The organism is Nocardia sp. alder85J (genome assembly GCF_020176955.2).
In the GTDB taxonomy this organism is placed as follows: Bacteria; Actinomycetota; Actinomycetes; order Mycobacteriales; family Mycobacteriaceae; genus Nocardia.
Genome location: NZ_JAIUCZ020000009.1, coordinates 288518 through 304145 on the forward strand (window position 1 = coordinate 288518; position 15628 = coordinate 304145).

General features: G+C 70.9%; 14 protein-coding genes. 6 read left to right on the forward strand and 8 right to left on the reverse strand.

Translation table 11 applies throughout. The features are described 5' to 3' along the window. Positions 1-88: 88 nt before the first annotated feature. A complete protein-coding gene (locus LBW94_RS31655) occupies positions 89-1897 on the forward strand; it encodes an alpha/beta hydrolase domain-containing protein (protein WP_225059284.1) in 1809 nt (602 codons plus the stop codon). Here the strand turns inward: LBW94_RS31655 and LBW94_RS31660 are convergent. Next, positions 1837-2631, reverse strand: a complete 795-nt coding sequence (locus tag LBW94_RS31660) for a helix-turn-helix transcriptional regulator (RefSeq protein ID WP_225059285.1) — start codon at positions 2629-2631, stop codon at positions 1837-1839. The two genes, LBW94_RS31655 and LBW94_RS31660, sit on opposite strands and share 61 nt — an antisense overlap. On the opposite strand from LBW94_RS31660, the gene LBW94_RS31665 reads away from it, so the two are divergent. Then, entirely contained in the window at positions 2590-3222 is a 633-nt protein-coding gene (locus tag LBW94_RS31665) for an NADPH-dependent F420 reductase (protein ID WP_225059286.1), read from the forward strand. The genes LBW94_RS31660 and LBW94_RS31665 overlap by 42 nt on opposite strands. 4 nt (positions 3223-3226) lie before the next feature. On the opposite strand, the gene LBW94_RS31670 is transcribed toward LBW94_RS31665, so the two are convergent. Further along, positions 3227-3844 (reverse strand): TetR/AcrR family transcriptional regulator, encoded by a 618-nt coding sequence (locus LBW94_RS31670; RefSeq protein WP_225059287.1) that lies wholly within the window; start codon positions 3842-3844, stop codon positions 3227-3229. Positions 3845-3948: 104 nt separating this feature from the next. Between LBW94_RS31670 and LBW94_RS31675 the strand changes: the two genes are divergently transcribed. Next, positions 3949-5088: an acyl-CoA dehydrogenase family protein gene (locus LBW94_RS31675; RefSeq protein WP_225059288.1), complete on the forward strand. Its 1140-nt coding sequence runs from the start codon at positions 3949-3951 to the stop codon at positions 5086-5088. 349 nt (positions 5089-5437) lie between these two features. Beyond that, a complete protein-coding gene (locus LBW94_RS31680) occupies positions 5438-5803 on the forward strand; it encodes a hypothetical protein (RefSeq protein ID WP_225059289.1) in 366 nt (121 codons plus the stop codon). Positions 5804-5873: 70 nt separating this feature from the next. Here LBW94_RS31680 and LBW94_RS31685 read toward each other — a convergent pair whose 3' ends face one another. The 4 genes from LBW94_RS31685 to LBW94_RS31700 form a co-directional block, all read right to left on the reverse strand. Further along, positions 5874-6755 (reverse strand): TIGR03854 family LLM class F420-dependent oxidoreductase, encoded by an 882-nt coding sequence (locus tag LBW94_RS31685; RefSeq protein WP_225059290.1) that lies wholly within the window; start codon positions 6753-6755, stop codon positions 5874-5876. A gap of 88 nt (positions 6756-6843) precedes the next feature. Next, entirely contained in the window at positions 6844-7722 is an 879-nt protein-coding gene (locus LBW94_RS31690; protein ID WP_225059291.1) for a hypothetical protein, read from the reverse strand. Between the two features lie 104 nt (positions 7723-7826). Continuing rightward, entirely contained in the window at positions 7827-9779 is a 1953-nt protein-coding gene (locus LBW94_RS31695) for a vWA domain-containing protein (protein ID WP_225059292.1), read from the reverse strand. Then, positions 9776-11170 carry an ATP-binding protein gene (locus tag LBW94_RS31700; RefSeq protein WP_225059293.1) on the reverse strand — a complete coding sequence of 465 codons (1395 nt, stop codon included), beginning with the start codon at positions 11168-11170 and terminating at the stop codon, positions 9776-9778. The genes LBW94_RS31695 and LBW94_RS31700 overlap by 4 nt, the downstream gene beginning before the upstream one ends. A gap of 493 nt (positions 11171-11663) precedes the next feature. Between LBW94_RS31700 and LBW94_RS31705 the strand changes: the two genes are divergently transcribed. Continuing rightward, positions 11664-12464 carry a hypothetical protein gene (locus LBW94_RS31705; RefSeq protein WP_225059294.1) on the forward strand — a complete coding sequence of 267 codons (801 nt, stop codon included), beginning with the start codon at positions 11664-11666 and terminating at the stop codon, positions 12462-12464. Between the two features lie 249 nt (positions 12465-12713). After that, a complete protein-coding gene (locus tag LBW94_RS31710) occupies positions 12714-12992 on the forward strand; it encodes a hypothetical protein (protein WP_225059295.1) in 279 nt (92 codons plus the stop codon). A 178-nt stretch (positions 12993-13170) separates the two neighbouring features. On the opposite strand, the gene menC is transcribed toward LBW94_RS31710, so the two are convergent. Together menC and LBW94_RS31720 are read right to left on the reverse strand one after the other, a co-directional pair. Then, positions 13171-14280, reverse strand: coding sequence for an o-succinylbenzoate synthase (gene menC / locus LBW94_RS31715; protein ID WP_225059296.1), 1110 nt, complete (start codon positions 14278-14280; stop codon positions 13171-13173). A 162-nt stretch (positions 14281-14442) separates the two neighbouring features. Further along, positions 14443-15618, reverse strand: a complete 1176-nt coding sequence (locus LBW94_RS31720) for a 4-hydroxybenzoate 3-monooxygenase (protein ID WP_225059297.1) — start codon at positions 15616-15618, stop codon at positions 14443-14445. Between the last annotated feature and the right edge of the window lie 10 nt (positions 15619-15628).

Consider the following 15628-nt stretch of genomic DNA (forward strand, 5'->3'; position numbering starts at 1 on the left):
CACCTGACTTCGACGCGCGCGACGGTCCGATCCGGACCGTCGCGCGTACCGTGTCCGGGGAACGATCACCCGAGCCCGAGGAGCGCGCATGGCCGTCGAAGCCGTCCGGATCGAGGCGGTGCAGCCGTATGCGGACCCGCGGTACGAGATGGTCCGGGGCACCGCCGGATTCGCCGTCGATCCCGCGCATCCGGCGAATGCGCGGATCATCGATCTGGCGCTGGCGCCGCGCGGCGGCGACGGGCTGGTCCGGTTCGACTCCGACTTGCGGATCCTGCGGCCCACCGGAACCGGCAGCCGCAACCTGCTGCTCCTGGTGCCCAACCGGGGGATGATCGGCGGTCTGCCGTTCAGCACCGGCCTCACTCCCGACTACACCGATTTCGAGAAGGTCTCACCCGGCGACGGATTCCTGCTGGACCGGGGCTGGACGGTGGTGTGGTGCGGCTGGCAGTGGGACATCCTGCGCGGCCCCGGTCAGCTCGGGCTGACCGCGCCGGAGGCGGCGGTCGAGCCCGGCGCGATGCGGCTGGAATGGCGTGGTGACATCGCCGAGAAGGAACATCCGCTGGCCGATTCCATGCCCGGCCTGGGCGGGCTGTTCCGCTTCGCCGAGTACCCGACCGCGGATGTCGCGGATCCGGCGGCGGTGCTGACGGTGCGCACCGCACCCGATGCCGAGCCGGTCGAAATCCCGCGCAGCGCCTGGCGATTCACCGATCCCACCCACATCGCGCTGGACGGCGGCTTCGAGCCGTTCCGCTGGTATCGCCTGGTGTACCGCACCTCCCGGGCTCCGGTGGCCGGGTGCGGGCTGCTGGCGATCCGGGATCTGGTCGCCCATCTGCGGGCCGGCGGATTCGAGCACACCTTCGCCTACGGCATCTCGCAGTCCGGCCGCTTCCTGCGGCAATTCCTCTGGGAGGGAATGAATCTCGACGAGTCCGGGCGGCAGGTGTTCGACGGCGTGTTCGCCGACCGGGCCGGGGCGCACCGGGGCGAATTCAACCACCGCTACGCTCAGCCGTCGGTGACCCAGGTCGACGGCTTCGGCACGCTGCCGCCGTTCGACAGCGCGAGCCTGCTGGCCCGGCAGCGCGCCCTCGGCGGGATGCCGAAGATCGTGCAGGTCAACACCGCGGCCGAATACTGGCGTGGCGACACCGCGCTGGCGCACATCGACGCCGATACCGGCGCGGACCTCCCGGAGGACCCGGACGTGCGGATGTACGCGGTCGCCGGGACCGACCATCTGCCGCCGATGGGCGCGATGAAGGGCATCTTCCCCGCCGCGAATCCACCGCACGATCTGGATATGACGCCGGTGCTGCGCGCGCTGCTGGTGGCGCTGGAGCAGTGGGTGCGCGGCCGGTCCGGTCCACCGGACAGCCGGGTACCCCGCGTCGGTGACGGGACGGCGGTCCCACGCGCCACGGCGCTGGGCCGTTTCGCCCACGCGCACCGGCCCGATCCGGGGGCGCTGGCCGTGCCGCGCCACCTCGACCTCGGCCCCGAGGCCGACCGCGGCATCGGCCGCTGGCCCGCCCGGCTCGGCGCACCGTATCCCGCACTGGTGTCGTCGGTCGACGAGGACGGCAACGAGATCGCCGGGATCCACCTGCCCGCCGTGGCGGCCCCGCTGGCGGTCTACACCGGCTGGAACCCGCGCCGCCCGACCCCCGGACTACCCGACGTGGTGTACGAAAGGCTCGGCAGCAGGGTCGATTTCCCGCCCGGCCGGCCCTCGGCCGCCGAACGCTGGCCGACCGTGGCGGCCTACCGCACGGCCGTCGCGGCCGCCGCCGACCGGCTGGTGGCCGCCCGGCTGCTGCTGCCTCAGGATCGCACGGCGGTGGTGGCGGCCGCGGTGGCCGAATTCCGTTCCGCCGTCGGGTGATCGAGCGTGCGTAGCCGGGTCGCGTCCACGCTGCCGGGCTCCGCGTAGTAGACGACGAGTTTCTGCTCGGGCGCCTCGTCGGCGTGGAGAACCGTGTGCGTCAACGTCATCCGGCCCGCGCGCGGGTGATCGATCAGTTTGACGCCGCTGGTCCGGCCGCGCACGTCGTGGCGGGGCCACCACGCGTGGAACTCCGGCGACCGCCGGCGCAGGGTTTCGATCAGGTCGACGAAGCGCGGATCCTCGAGGTGCCGGGCCGACGCGGTACGGAACCGCGCCAGCAGCGCCTGGGCCTCCTTCTCCCATTCGACCAGTCGCCGCCGCGCCTCGGCCTCGGTGAACACCCACAGCAGCAGGTTGCGCTGTTCCGGCGGCCGGGCGAACCAGTCGGTGAACAGCGCGCGAGCGGGCAGGTTGGCGGCCAGCACATCCCAGCGCCGGCCGGTCACATAGGCCGGATTGGGGGTGAGCAGCGGCAGCATCGCGGCGACGGCCGGATCGACGGTCTCGACCGGCGGGGTACGCAACGGCGGCTGCTCGCCACGCGCCAGCAGGAACAGGTGGGTCCGCTCGCTGGGATCCAATCGCAATGCGGTACACAGGGATTCGAGCACCTGCGGCGAAGCCTGGACGTCGCGGCCCTGTTCCAGGAAGGTGTACCAGGCCGGTGAGACACGATAGGCGCCGGCCGGATGGTCGAGGCGATCGGCGGGCGCTGGGTGCGGACCGGTCACGAGGTCACCATCGGCGCCCGCGATCCGGAGCGGGCCCGCGAGGTCGCGGCACGGATCGGCGCGCGGGGCGGGGCGGGGCTGCGGGAGGCGGTGGCGACCGCGGACGTGGTGCTGTTCGGGGTGTCGCGGGCCGGGATCGTGACGGCGCTGGAGCAGGCGGGCGGGCCCGCCGGCGCGCTGGCCGGCAAGGTGGTGATCGACTGCGGTAACGCCGTCGACACCAGCGACTTCTCGCTGGTCACCTGGGAGGGTGCGTCACTGGCCGAACAGGCCGAGCACATCGCCGTCGGCAGCCGCGTGGTGAAGGCGTTCAACCTGGCGGCCCACACCGTGTGGCAGCTGGATCCGCCGAGTTACGACGGGCGGCCGCTGGCCGTCCCGTACTGCGGCGAGGACGATGCGAAGAAGGTGGTCGAACCGCTGATCACCGATCTCGGCGCGACCGCACTGGACATCGGCGACCTGCGCCAGGCCCGGCATCTGGAGGCCATGGGTGTGGTGATCGTGAAGCTGCTGTTCTCCGGCCACGGCCTCGACAGCGTGTTCCAGTTCATCGAGGCGGCGCCGCAGGATCCGCCCGTCCCGCACTGACGGGTCAGCCGCTCGCGCCGCCACGCAACGCGTGGTCGGCGAGGGCGGTCCAGTCGGTCAGCACCTGCTTGCGGCGGGCCCGGTCCCGGCCGACCATGTCGTCGAGGGTGGCGCCGCGCACCACGTTGATGGTGACCCAGAAGGCGGACTCCAGGCGTTCCCGGGGGATCGCCGGATCCAGCAGTCTCGCACAGACATCGAGCAGTTCCACCGTGAGATCGTGCTGTACGGCCAGCATTTCGCGGCGCAGCGGCTTCTCATTGGCGATGCCGACGTACAGCTCCACCGCCGCCCGGCCCAGCTTCCCGGCGAAGGTCGCGGTCACCAGCTCCACCAGGACGCCGCCGGCGGTGGCGCGCTCGCCGAGGGCGCGCGCCCGGCGCAGCATGGCCTCGCGCTGGCGCTGGGTCAGATGGCCGATGGTCTGGGCGAACAGTTCGGCGCGGGTGTGGAAGTGATGCAACTGCGCGCCGCGGGTGACGCCCGCGCGAGCGGTGATGTCGGCGATGGACGCGCTGCCGTACCCGACCTCCGCCAGCGAGTCGATCGCCGCGTCCAGCAGCAGCGCCCGGGTCCGCAGGCTCTTCTCCTGATGTTTGTTGGGTGGCAGGGACGAGGTCATCGGCCCAGTGTAACCGGGGGAAATTGCGTGCTGTGTTGCATGTAATCAGGTGCTGTACGTACTGTGATGGCAACGACGTCGAGCGCGGTGAGGAGAGGGACGACATGCCGGTGGACCGCCTGCTGCCCACCCCGGAGGCCCGGGACCTGCTGGAACTGACCCGGGAGATCGCCGAGAAGGTGCTCGAACCCGAGGTCGTCCCGGCCGAGAAGGACGAGCGCTATCCGGCGGAGGCGTTCCGCGCGCTCGGCGCCGCCGGGTTGCTGAGCCTGCCGTATCCGGAGGAGTTCGGCGGCGGCGGGCAGCCGTACGAGGTGTACCTCCAGGTGCTCGAGGAGATCGGGTACCGCTGGGCGGCGGTCGCGGTCGCGGTGAGCGTACACAGCCTGTCCTGCCATCCGCTGTTCGCCTACGGCACCGCCGAGCAGAAGCAGCAGTGGTTGCCGGAGATGTTGTCGGGCAACCTGATCGGCGCCTACAGCCTGTCCGAACCGCAGGCCGGATCCGATGCGGCGGCGCTGCGCTGCCGGGCCGCCGAGGTGTCCGGCGGCTACCGCCTCACCGGCTCGAAGGCGTGGATCACCAACGGCGGCAAGGCCGATTACTACACGCTGTTCGCCCGCACCGGTGAGGGCTCGCGCGGCATCTCCTGCTTCCTGGTGCCCGCGGGCACCGAGGGCCTGTCCTTCGGCAAGCCGGAGGAGAAGATGGGCCTGCGCGCGGTGCCCACCACCACCGCGGCCTACGACGACGCGTTCGTCCCTGCCGAACGCCTGATCGGCCAACCGGGCCAAGGGCTTTCCATCGCCTTCAGCGCCCTCGATTCCGGCCGCCTCGGCATCGCCGCCGTCGCCACCGGCCTCGCGCAGCGCGCCCTGGACGACGCGGTCGCCTACGCGAAGCAGCGAGAGGCGTTCGGCCGCAGGATCATCGACCATCAGGGCTTGGGCTTCGTGCTGGCCGACATGGCCGCCGCCGTCGACACCGCGCGCGCCGCCTATCTGGACGCCGCCCGCCGCCGCGACGCGGGCGTGCCGTACTCCCGCCAGGCCAGCGTCGCGAAACTGGCCGCCACCGACGCCGCCATGAAGGTCACCACCGACGCGGTCCAGGTCTTCGGCGGCTATGGCTACACCCAGGACTTCCCGGTCGAACGCTACATGCGCGAGGCGAAGGTGATGCAGATCTTCGAGGGCACCAACCAGATCCAGCGCCTGGTCATCGCCCGGCACCTGGCCGGATAGCGCCGCGTCCGCGCCGCCGGATCAGGCGCGACGGCATACCAGCGGTAGATACACGCCGTCGACGATCTCGACGAGCACGTCCTCGGGTGCGGTGGGTACGTCGCGCACGACGAACTCGTTGCGCAGCAACACCATTGCCACGGCCGCGACCGGTATCGGAGGCCGGACGTCCGTGCGCGGCTGCCGGTGGCGAGTGCGAGCCGGTTCGGCCGGCGCCGGTTCCAGGGCGGCGCCCGCCGCCCGCCTTCGCCACCCTCTCCGAGATCCACGCGCGTGGCCCGAGGCCGCGAATCGGCCGATTCGGCTAGGTTGGTTGGCCGGTACACGATCAGCGAACGAGGAGGGCACGATGGATTTGTTCAAGGTGCTGGCACCCGCGGTGCACGGCATGAACGCGGGCGTCGTCGCCCTGACCAAGGCGCCCTGGATCGGGCCGAAGGTGAGCCGCACCATCACCGAGATCACCTATGTGGGAAGGAAATCCGGCCGGACCATCACCCTGCCGGTCGGCTACTCCCGCTCCGGCGACGAGGTCACCATCGGGGTGAGCATGGCCGACAAGAAGTCCTGGTGGCGCAACTTCCTCGGCGAGGGCGGGCCGATCGCCATCCGGCTCGACGGGGTCGAGCGGACCGGGCACGCGGTCACCCGGCGCGACGACCGCGGCGGCGTGGCCGTGCACATCCGGCTCGATCCGGTGTCGGCTCAGCGCTGACCGGATCCGCTCGGCGAGTCCGGCCCGACCGCGCCGATCAGGTCTGCCGATCGGTGTCGGCGCGGGCCGATCAGGTCTGGCGCGGCAGCAGTTCCGCGGCGAACCGATCGGCGAACTCGTCGAACGGCTGCTTACCGGTCGGCGTGACGACGAATTTGGTCAGCCCGGCCTCGAGATAGCCGTCGAGCAGGCGATGCAGTGCGGGCCAGTCGGCGGCGATGAGGTCACGCGGGTCGACCTCGGGCCGGCGGCGGCGGATCGCCGCCGCCAGGTCCGCCGGTAGTTCACCGTCGGCCAGCGTCAGATTGATCCCGAAATGATCCGGCTCGATCTCCCGGCCCGCCGCCGCGGCCGCCTCGTGGATGGCCCGCACCCCGGCCGCGGCCTCGGCCGGCGTCACGAAACTGCCCAGCCAGCCGTCGCCGTAGCGGCCGATCCGCCGGAACGCCCCCGGTGCGGTGCCGCCGAGCCAGATGTCCAGCGGCCGAGCGGAACTCGGACGCAACGCCACCTCTGGCACGTCGAAGAACTCGCCGACGAACGGGCCCGGACCACCGTCGAGCGCCGCGCGCAGCAACCGCAGCGACTCGTCGAACACCGCACCGCGCTTACCCTCCGGCACCGGGAACAGCGCCCGCTCCCCGGGCCGGGCCGGCTGCAACCCGAACACCGGCAGCACCCGCTTCGGCGCCAGCGCCGCCAGCGAGGCCAGCTGCTTGGCGACCAGCACGGGATTACGTCCCGGCAGGATCGCCACCGAGGTGCCCACCTTCAGCCGCGTGGTCCGCGACAGCGCGAACGCCATCCCCACGATCGGCTCGACCGCCTCGGAGTACACGATCTCGGACAGCCACAGCGAGTCGATCCCGGCCGCCTCCAGCCGGTCCACGATGCCGGGCAGCTCCTCGGCCGCCGTCTGTGCCCCCGACCCCACGCCGAATCGAACCTTCATGCGCCGCACCTCCTCGTAGCGGCAACCCACCCGCCGGCCGATCCATTCCCGGCTGTTCCGGACGGCCGGGGAAGGTGGCGGCGGGCGCTCAGCGCTGGACCACCAGGGCCGTCGGGTTGAGTACGGCCCACTCCCGGTTCGACCAGGTGTCGGATCCGTCGATGGCGTCGTAGCCGCGCAGGGCGCCGTACTGGCCGATATCGGCCAGTGTCAGTTCCTTGTCCAGCAGGGCGGTGTAGCGCGCCTCCTCCTCGGCCGTGCGGTTCGCCGCACCGCGCAGGTCGCGTAGTTCCCGGCCGACCTGAGTGAGGGTCCGGCTGCGTTCGGAGTGGAGTGTACGAAGCGTGACCGTCCTGGCGTCGGGGCGCAGCGCCATCCGCAACACCCGGGCCTGCCGGGTGGAAAGATCATGGTTGCGAGCGGGATCGGTGTACTCGAGCGCGACATTTTCGAGTGGCGAGGCGTACGTCCCGGAACCGGTGGTACCGCCGCCCGGACGTACCGGGCCCCTGACGAAGGCATCGACGTAGCGATCCTCATCGAACCCGCGGAACAACTCCTGCCCGCCGGCCCCGATCGCCGCGTCCACCTCGTCCCGGGTGGCGACGGTGACCGGACCGTCGAACCCCTGCAACCGCTGGATCCGCTCGAAGATCCGCGAGGTCCCCCGCGCCGGGACACCGGTCGCCTGCCGCAGAGCGCTGTAGTCCACCGAGTCGATCAGATCGTGACCGGGAACATAGGCGGAAGCCCGTGCCGTGGCGGCGATCCCGCCGGACGCCTCGGCGGCGTCGGCTACCACGGCCGGTGCCCGGACCGCCTCGGCTTCCACGACCTCCGCGACGAACTCGGTGGCACCGCGGGCGACGCGAGTGGGTGCGGCGGCGGCCGCGGCACCGGCGTCCTCGGCCACCGTGCCGAGCATCTCCAGCACGGATTTCCACACCGCGTCCAGATCGTCAGCCACGACTGCGATTCTGCCGCAACATTTTCTGTGCCCCCGGCGGAAGGTTCCCGCCGAGGGCGATCATCGTGCCGACGATGCCGTGGCCCGCTCGTGCCCTCGGCGGTTCAGCGCCGCCGCCCCCGCAGGTAGTCGGAGACCACGGCGGCGCCGAGTCCGTCCAGGTCCGGGGACACCACGCGGCCGCCGCTGCGGCGGGCGACCAGGTCGACGAAGGCGGCCAGGCGGGGGTCCTCGCCGAGCATGAACACCGTGACCGACGCGCCCAGTTTCGCCAGGGCGTCGACCTGGGCCATGGTCACCGACAGGGTGCGGTGATCCGGGGGCCAGTTGAAGTAGGTGTCGCCGTTGGGTTCCAGGTGGGCGGTGGGTTCACCGTCGGTGACGACCAGCACCACCGGGACCGCGTCGGGATGCCGGCGCAGGTGGCGGGCGGCCAGCAGCAGGGCGTGGTGCAGGTTGGTGCCCTGTTCCCAGACCGCCTCCAGGGCGGTCAGCTCGCCGATGTCGACGATGCCGGCGTAGCGGCCGAAGGTGATCAGTTCCAGTGCGTCGGAACGGAATCGGGTGCCGATCAGGTGGTGCAGCGCGAGCGAGGTGCGCTTCATCGGCAGCCATCGCCCGTCCTGCACCATCGACCACGAGGTATCGACGCACAGGGCGACCGCGGCGCGGGAACGCTGCTCGGTCTCCATGATCTCGACGTCCGAGACGTCCATCTTCACCGAGCGGTGGCCCGCGGACGCGGATCGCAGCACCGCGTTGCGGACCGTGCGCGAGACGTCCCACGGCTCGGTGTCGCCGAACTGCCAGGGCCGGGAGCCGCCGGTCGGCTCGCCCGCGGCCCCGGCCCGCGCGGTGTCGCGCTGGCCGCGGCGGGATCGCAACTTGCCCACGACATCTCGCAGCGCCACCTCGCCGAGGCGGCGTAATGCCTTGGGCGTCAGGCGAAGCGAGCCGTCGGCGGCCCGCTCGAACAGGCCCTGGCGGCGCAGTTCCCGTTCCAGTTCGGCCAGTCGCCGCGCGTCCACGCTCGCATCCTCGCCGAGCTGGCGGGCCAGCGCGTCGAGATCGATATCCTCCAGTCGCGCACCGGGATACGACTGCGCGAGCTGTTCGGCGAGAGCGTCGAGTTCGGCCAGATCCTGGAGCGCCTGCGCGCCCTCGCCGAGGCCGAGCGGATCCTGACCGCGGAAACGCTGCGACGACTCCCAGTCCTCACCGGGCCGCAGCGCGCGCAGGTTGGCGTCCAGCGCCGCGACCTGCCCGGCGATCCGCGGATCGCCGAACGCCTGGTTGATCAGCTCCGACAGTTCGGAGCGCTGCTCCTCGGACATCGAGTTGAGCATGCGCTGCGCGGCGGCGGCGCGGGCGGCGAGTGCGTCGATCAATTCGTCGGTGTTGCGCGGATTCTCGGGGAAGAACTCGCCGTGCCGATTCATGAATTCGGCGAACTGCTCGCCGGTGTCGTCGCCGCGGGCGTGCGATGCGAGCAGATCGTTGAGGTCCGACAACATCGCCCGGATCCGCTCCACGTCTTCGGGCGTGGTGCCCTGCAACGCCTGCTTCATGCCCTGGAAGCGGGATTCCATCAGCTCCTGGCCGAGCATGTCGCGGATCTTGCGGTAGTTCTCGCGACCGGTCTCGGATTTCCACTGATATTCGGACAGTTCGTTGACCGCGGCCGCGGTGCTCGACGGCAGCGCGTCGAGCTGGGCCTCGGCGAAGCGGGCGTCGTCGGACGGATCGGGGAACAGGGCCCCGCGCTCGGCCTCCACCGCCTCGTCGAGCAGCCGCCGCACCTCTTGCAGGGTGCCGTCGAGCCGGTTGCGCCGGGTGATCTCGGCGCGGCGCTGCCACAGCCGGCGGGTCAGCTCCTCCAGGCCGCTCATGGTGCGGGTGCCGCGGCGCAGCAGCTCCTGCAACGCGGTGCGCGGCGAACTGCCCTCCATGACCTCGCGCCCGACCTGGTCGAGCGCCTCGCGCAGATCCAGCGGGGGCGCCAGCGGATCCGGGCCGTCGTGGTACGGCCCGTAGGAGTAGCGGCCGGGGCCGGTCATCGCCCGTACACCGCCATGCCGTCGTCGGAGTCCTTGGCGATCTGGCGGGCCAGATACAGGGCCTCCAAGCCGAATTCGACGGCCGCGGCGATCCGGGTCGGCGGATCGGCGGCCTCGGCGCCGAGGCGGCGGGCCACCTCGTGCAGCACCGGCAGTTCCGGCAGCGCGGCCAGCACCTCGCTGCCCGCCACCCGCTCACCGGTGGTGACCAGGTGGCCGTCGCCGACCGCCTCGGCCAGCGGCCGCAGGTCCAGGCCGCCGAGGCGGCCGCGCGCGGTCTCGGCGAACGAACGGCGCAGCAGATGCGTGAGATGCTCCTGCTCGCGACCCTCCTCCCCGGACTCGAATTCCAGCTTGCCGCGCAGCACCGCGGGCACCGCGTCGAGGTCGACCGGCCGGGCCACGGCGGGCTGCTCACCGATCAGCGCGGAGCGGCGCAGCGCGGCGGCGGCCACCGTCTCGGCGGCGGCCACGGCGAACCGCGCGGAGACGCCGGAGCGCTGATCGATCGCCGTCGATTCGCGCAACTGCCGGACGAACCGGGCCAGCACCTCGATCAGCGGATCGCCGACCTCGGCCACCAGCTCCGCCTCCTGCCGGATCAGGGCCATCTCGGCCTCGACCGTCAGCGGGTAGTGGGTGCGGATCTCCGCGCCGAAGCGGTCCTTCAGCGGGGTGATGATCCGGCCGCGGTTGGTGTAGTCCTCCGGATTGGCGGTGGCGACGAGCAGCACGTCCAGCGGCAGCCGCAGCGTGTAGCCGCGGACCTGGATGTCGCGCTCCTCCATCACGTTCAGCAGCGCCACCTGGATGCGCTCGGCCAGGTCGGGCAGCTCGTTGATCGCGACGATGCCGCGATGCGCGCGCGGCACCAGGCCGAAGTGGATGGTCTCCGGGTCGCCGAGGCTGCGGCCCTCGGCCACCTTGACCGGGTCGACGTCGCCGATCAGGTCGCCGACGGAGGTGTCGGGGGTTGCGAGCTTCTCGGCGTAGCGCTCGGAGCGGTGCCGCCAGGCCACGGGCAGGTCGTCGCCGAGTTCGGCGGCGAGCCGCTTACCGGCCGGGCTCACGGGGTCGAGCGGGTGCTCGCCGAGTTCGGCGCCGGCGATCACGGGGGTCCACTCGTCCAGCAGGCCGATCATCGTGCGCAGCAGACGGGTCTTGCCCTGGCCGCGTTCGCCCAGCAGCACCACGTCGTGCCCGGCCAGCAGCGCGCGCTCCAACTGCGGCAGCACGGTCCGGTCGAAGCCGACGATGCCGGGCCACGGATTCTCGCCCGCGGCCAGCTTGGCCAGCAGGTTCTCCCGGAGCTCGGTCTTGATCGAGCGTGCCTGGTAGCCGGCCGAGCGCAGCTCGCCTGCGGTGGTGGGCAGGTGTTCGGGAACTGTCACACTTCGACGCTACGTCGATCGGGCGGCGGCGTCGATATTCCGGTGAGCGCGGAAACCTGCCGGAAATACAGTTGACAACCTCGCGGGCAACGGTATTCGGTGTGCTGGGCGGTAATGCCGTTCCGGTGCCCCGGGTCTCGGCCGGTGGTCGCGACGGCACCGGTGACCTGCGCGGATGGCACTCCCGATGTGGTCGGGAGCATCGCTATTGTCCGGTCAAGTGAAATCGCCGGATACGTGTCATATTGTGATGTAAATCACCATTCGCGAGCGCGGCGGTGAGTTGCGCTGGTGCGCAACGAGTTCCCCTGTGTCAACGCGGCAAATTCATCGCAAATTAACTTTTCGCTCGCCGTGAAGAAAATTCCGGGGATGCGCCGACGAATTCCGGCACCCTACGATCCGTAGTGATCGCAGTTCGATTGCGATGGCTGAAAATCCGAGGCAGACGGATTGAAGGCAACTCCCTACGCAGGAAGAAACTGAAAACAAGATGAGGAAAATCACCACTATCGCCGCGCTCGCAACCGTGGCGATCGGGGTCACCGGCGGCGTCTCTTACGCCGATCAGGCATCCCAACCGCAATCCGTTCAGGTGCACACTCTGGAACAGCGTCAGGACGCCGGGCAGACGGTCGACGCCAACGGCGTGCACTACACCCTCGAGCGCGACGGCGACTCGATCGTGCTGACCGCCGCCGACGGCAGCTTCGACACCGTCGACGGCACGCTGCTCGTCCACGACGCCGCGGGCAACGCGGTCGACGCGCTGCCGCTGAGCTACCGCAAGGACGACGTCGCCTACGGCATCGACGCGAGCCTCGACGCCGGCACCGTGCGGCTGACCCCGGCCACCGCCGGCGGCGCTCCGGTCGAGCACCCGATCACCGCGCAGGACATCGCGCAGGCGCAGCACATCGAGTCGTTCACACCGCGCGATCAGCAGGAACTGGGCGCGTTCTCGCAGCGGGCCAGCATCGCCAGCACCGTGGGCGCCGTCATCGGCGCGATCGTCGGTGGCGGCCTGGGCTGTGTCGCGGGCGCCATCGTCGGCTCGGTGTCCACGGCCATCACCACGCTGCTGGCCGGTGTGCTGCCGGGTGCCGTCGTCGGCTGCATCGCCGGTGTCGCGGCCATCGGAGCGGTCGGCACCCTGGCGGGTGCGGCTCTGGTCGCCGGGCCGGTCGTGCTGTGGTCGGCCTACCAGTACTTCACCACCATCACCGCGCCGTGCACCGGTCCGGGCGCCTACTGCGTCGACCCGGCGGCTCCGAAGCCGGCCGACGCCAAGTGAGGCCGATCCGGGTGCGATGACATCGCCGCCCCCGGATCAGTGGACCGCGCCGGGGTGGCATGGTTCGCAATGACAACTACACACCGGTCGGTACGGGTGCGCTGCGGAATCGCTGCGCACCCGTACCACCTTCCCTACCTGCACCGTCGCACTGCGGGTTCGGGTTCGCTGGCAGTCAATCGCCTTCCGCCACTATCATTCTCGCGATAGGAACCGGGTAAAGACCAACGACTGCGAAATGAGCTCGCCATGATCATCGCGGCCCTGCACGACACCCTTCTCGCTCAGGTCGGCAATCCCACTCCCGAGACTCCACCGGCGGCCGACAAGCTGATGAAGCTGGTCCGGTATTTCACCTGGTTCGTCCTCCTGTCCGGCATCCTGGCGATCACTTACGCCGGTGGGCATTTCGCGTGGGAGAAGTGGACCGGTGGCGGCTCGCAATCACCGAAGATGGTGGCGGGAGCCATGATCGGCGGGATCGTCGCCACCAGCGCGGGCACCATCATGAACGCCGTCATCGGCTGATCCGCCGGCCGCACCGGGATTCGGCTGCCGGGCGCGATCGCGTTATCGGCGGCCGTGCCGACGCCGGTCAACGGCCTGCGGCCGGGACCGGCCGATGCGTGGCTCACCCCGGATCCGGCCGGTCGGTGGACCTGGCAGCAGGAGTTGCTGCGGCGGAATCGTTTCCGTGACCGCTCGGTCAGCGCAGGGGAATCCATTCCGTGCCCGTGGTGGCCTCCGCCAGCGCCTCGGGCAGGGGAGTGAGTCCGAGACCGGGGCCGTCGGGGACGGCGATGTAGCCGGCGTTCATGCGGATCGGTTCGGTGATGTCGCGGTCGAAGTAGCGGCTCGAGGGTGCGATGTCCGCGGGCAGGGTGCAGCCGGGCAGGGCCGCCACCGCCAGGTTGGCGGCCTGGCCGAGGCCGGTCTCGATCATGCCGCCACACCAGGCGGGGATGCCTGCCCTCACACAGACATCGTGGACGCGAAGGGATTCCAGCAGACCGCCGACCCGGCCGGGCTTGATGTTCACCACCGCGCAGGCGCCCAGGTCGATCGCCTCGGTGGCGGCGCGGGCCGAGACGATCGACTCGTCGAGGCAGATCGGGGTGCTCAGGCGGCGGGCCAGTACCGCGTGATCGCGGATCTCCTCCTCGGCGAAGGGCTGTTCCAGCATGGTGAGCCCGAATTCGTCCAGTACGGCCAGGCGGTCGGCGTCGGCCAGGGTGTAGGCGGCATTGGCGTCGACCTGGAGCACGATGTCGTCGCCGAAGCGTTCCCGGACCGCGAGGACCGGCTCGACGTCCCAGCCCGGTTCGATCTTCAATTTGATTCGCTGGTAGCCCTCGTCCACGTATCCGGCGACGGCATCCAGCAGGGCCGGGATCGTGTCCATGATGCCGACCGACACGCCCGCCGCGACGTAGCTCCGGGTGCCGCCGAGATAGGTTGCGCAGGAACGGTTCCGGGTGCGCAGCCAGGCGTCCAGCAGGGCCATCTCGACGGTGGCCTTGGCCATCCGGTGGCCGCGGACCCGGGCCAGCACCGGCGCGATGTCCGCGGGTTCCGGGTCGCCGTGCGCGGCCAGCGCCGGAAGCAGGAAGCGGCGGATGACATCGGCCGCGCCGTCGAGATATTCGGCGGAATAGCCGGGATCGGGCAGCGCGACGCATTCGCCCCAGCCCTCGGCATCCGGGGTCACCACCCGCAGCAGCAGGATCCAGCGGCGTAGCTCGAGCCCCATGGAGGTCCGGAACGGTTGGCGCAGTGGCAGTTCCAGCCACCGGAGTTCGACACCTTCGAGCCTCATCCACCCAGCTTGACACAGGGCGGGTCCGGAACCCGGATCGAAGTCACCGGTGCGCAATCCGGTCGAATGGGACAGCGGGCCGGCGCCGTGGGCGCGTTCGAAGGCGGTGCCGAAGGCGAATGCGTCCCGGCAACCCGTCCGGCGGGCCGCCGTAGCGATCGGTCAGGCCGGTCCCGGCATCGGCAGTCCCGCGTAGTTCTCGGCGAGTTCCGTTGCAGCGGAACGAGATCCGACGACGCGGCGGAGCTGGTCCAGTTGCAGGCGGGCGTCGAAGTCGTCGCCGTGACGGTGCAGCATGGTGGTCATCCACCAGGAGAAGTGGGTGCAGCGCCAGACGCGTTGCAGGGCGGTGTCGGAATACGCTGCGGCAGGCGCGGTGTCGCCGTCGCGCAGCCAGCCGGTGAGCGCCTGCGACAGCAGGGCGACGTCGGCGATGGCCAGGTTCAGGCCCTTGGCGCCGGTGGGCGGCACGATGTGGCCGGCGTCGCCGGCCAGGAACAGGCGGCCGTGCCGCAGCGGGGTGGTGACGAAGCTGCGCATCGGCAGCACGCTCTTCTCGGTGATGACACCGGTTTTCAGCGTCCAGCCGTCGAGCGCGAAGCGGGTGGCGAGGTTGTCCCAGATCCGGTCGTCGCTCCAGTCGGCGATGTCCTCGTCCGGGGTGACCTGGAGATAGAAGCGGCTGACCGCATGGGAACGCATGCTGTGCAAGGCGAAACCGTCGGGGTGCCAGGCGTAGATCAGTTCGTCGGTGGACGGCTCCACATCGGCGAGCACGCCCAGCCAGGCGAACGGGTAGTTGCGTTCCCAGGTGTGCCGCAACGCCTCCGGGACGGCCTGCTTGCTCGGGCCGTGGTACCCGTCGCAGCCCACCACGATCTCGGCGTCGACGCGCTGTGGCCGCCCGGTGGCGTCGGTGAAGGTGACATGCGGTCGCTCGCCGTCGATCTCGTGCGGGGTCGTGTCCGAGACCTCGTAGAACGCCGCCTGACCCGCCGCCTCGCGGGCGGCCATCAGATCCTTGGTGACCTCGGTCTGCCCGTACACCCACACCGAGCGCCCGATCAGGTCCACGAAATCCAGCTGGTGCCGCTCGTTCGGCCACTGGAGGTGAATTCCGCGATGCTCCATGCCTTCCCGGTCCAGCCGGGCGCCGAGTCCGGCCCGGCGCAGCAGGTCGACGCTGCCCGATTCCAGGATTCCGGCGCGGATGCGCGCGGCGACGTGGTCCGCGCTCTGCCGCTCGATCAAGACCGACTCGATGCCCGCGGCATCGAGCAGGTGGGCCAGCAGCAGCCCGGCCGGGCCGGCGCCGATGATCGCCACACGGGTTCGCATGGGTGACTCC

Bases quoted from the DNA above. Each gene is read 5' to 3' on its own strand.
- LBW94_RS31655 (WP_225059284.1), top strand. From the start codon at position 89: ATGGCCGTCGAAGCCGTCCGGATCGAGGCGGTGCAGCCGTATGCGGAC.
- LBW94_RS31665 (WP_225059286.1), top strand. From the start codon at position 2,590: ATGGTCGAGGCGATCGGCGGGCGCTGGGTGCGGACCGGTCACGAGGTC.
- LBW94_RS31670 (WP_225059287.1), bottom strand. From the start codon at position 3,844: ATGACCTCGTCCCTGCCACCCAACAAACATCAGGAGAAGAGCCTGCGG.
- LBW94_RS31675 (WP_225059288.1), top strand. From the start codon at position 3,949: ATGCCGGTGGACCGCCTGCTGCCCACCCCGGAGGCCCGGGACCTGCTG.
- LBW94_RS31680 (WP_225059289.1), top strand. From the start codon at position 5,438: ATGGATTTGTTCAAGGTGCTGGCACCCGCGGTGCACGGCATGAACGCG.
- LBW94_RS31685 (WP_225059290.1), bottom strand. From the start codon at position 6,755: ATGAAGGTTCGATTCGGCGTGGGGTCGGGGGCACAGACGGCGGCCGAG.
- LBW94_RS31695 (WP_225059292.1), bottom strand. From the start codon at position 9,779: ATGACCGGCCCCGGCCGCTACTCCTACGGGCCGTACCACGACGGCCCG.
- LBW94_RS31705 (WP_225059294.1), top strand. From the start codon at position 11,664: ATGAGGAAAATCACCACTATCGCCGCGCTCGCAACCGTGGCGATCGGG.
- LBW94_RS31710 (WP_225059295.1), top strand. From the start codon at position 12,714: ATGATCATCGCGGCCCTGCACGACACCCTTCTCGCTCAGGTCGGCAAT.
- menC (WP_225059296.1), bottom strand. From the start codon at position 14,280: ATGAGGCTCGAAGGTGTCGAACTCCGGTGGCTGGAACTGCCACTGCGC.
- LBW94_RS31720 (WP_225059297.1), bottom strand. From the start codon at position 15,618: ATGCGAACCCGTGTGGCGATCATCGGCGCCGGCCCGGCCGGGCTGCTG.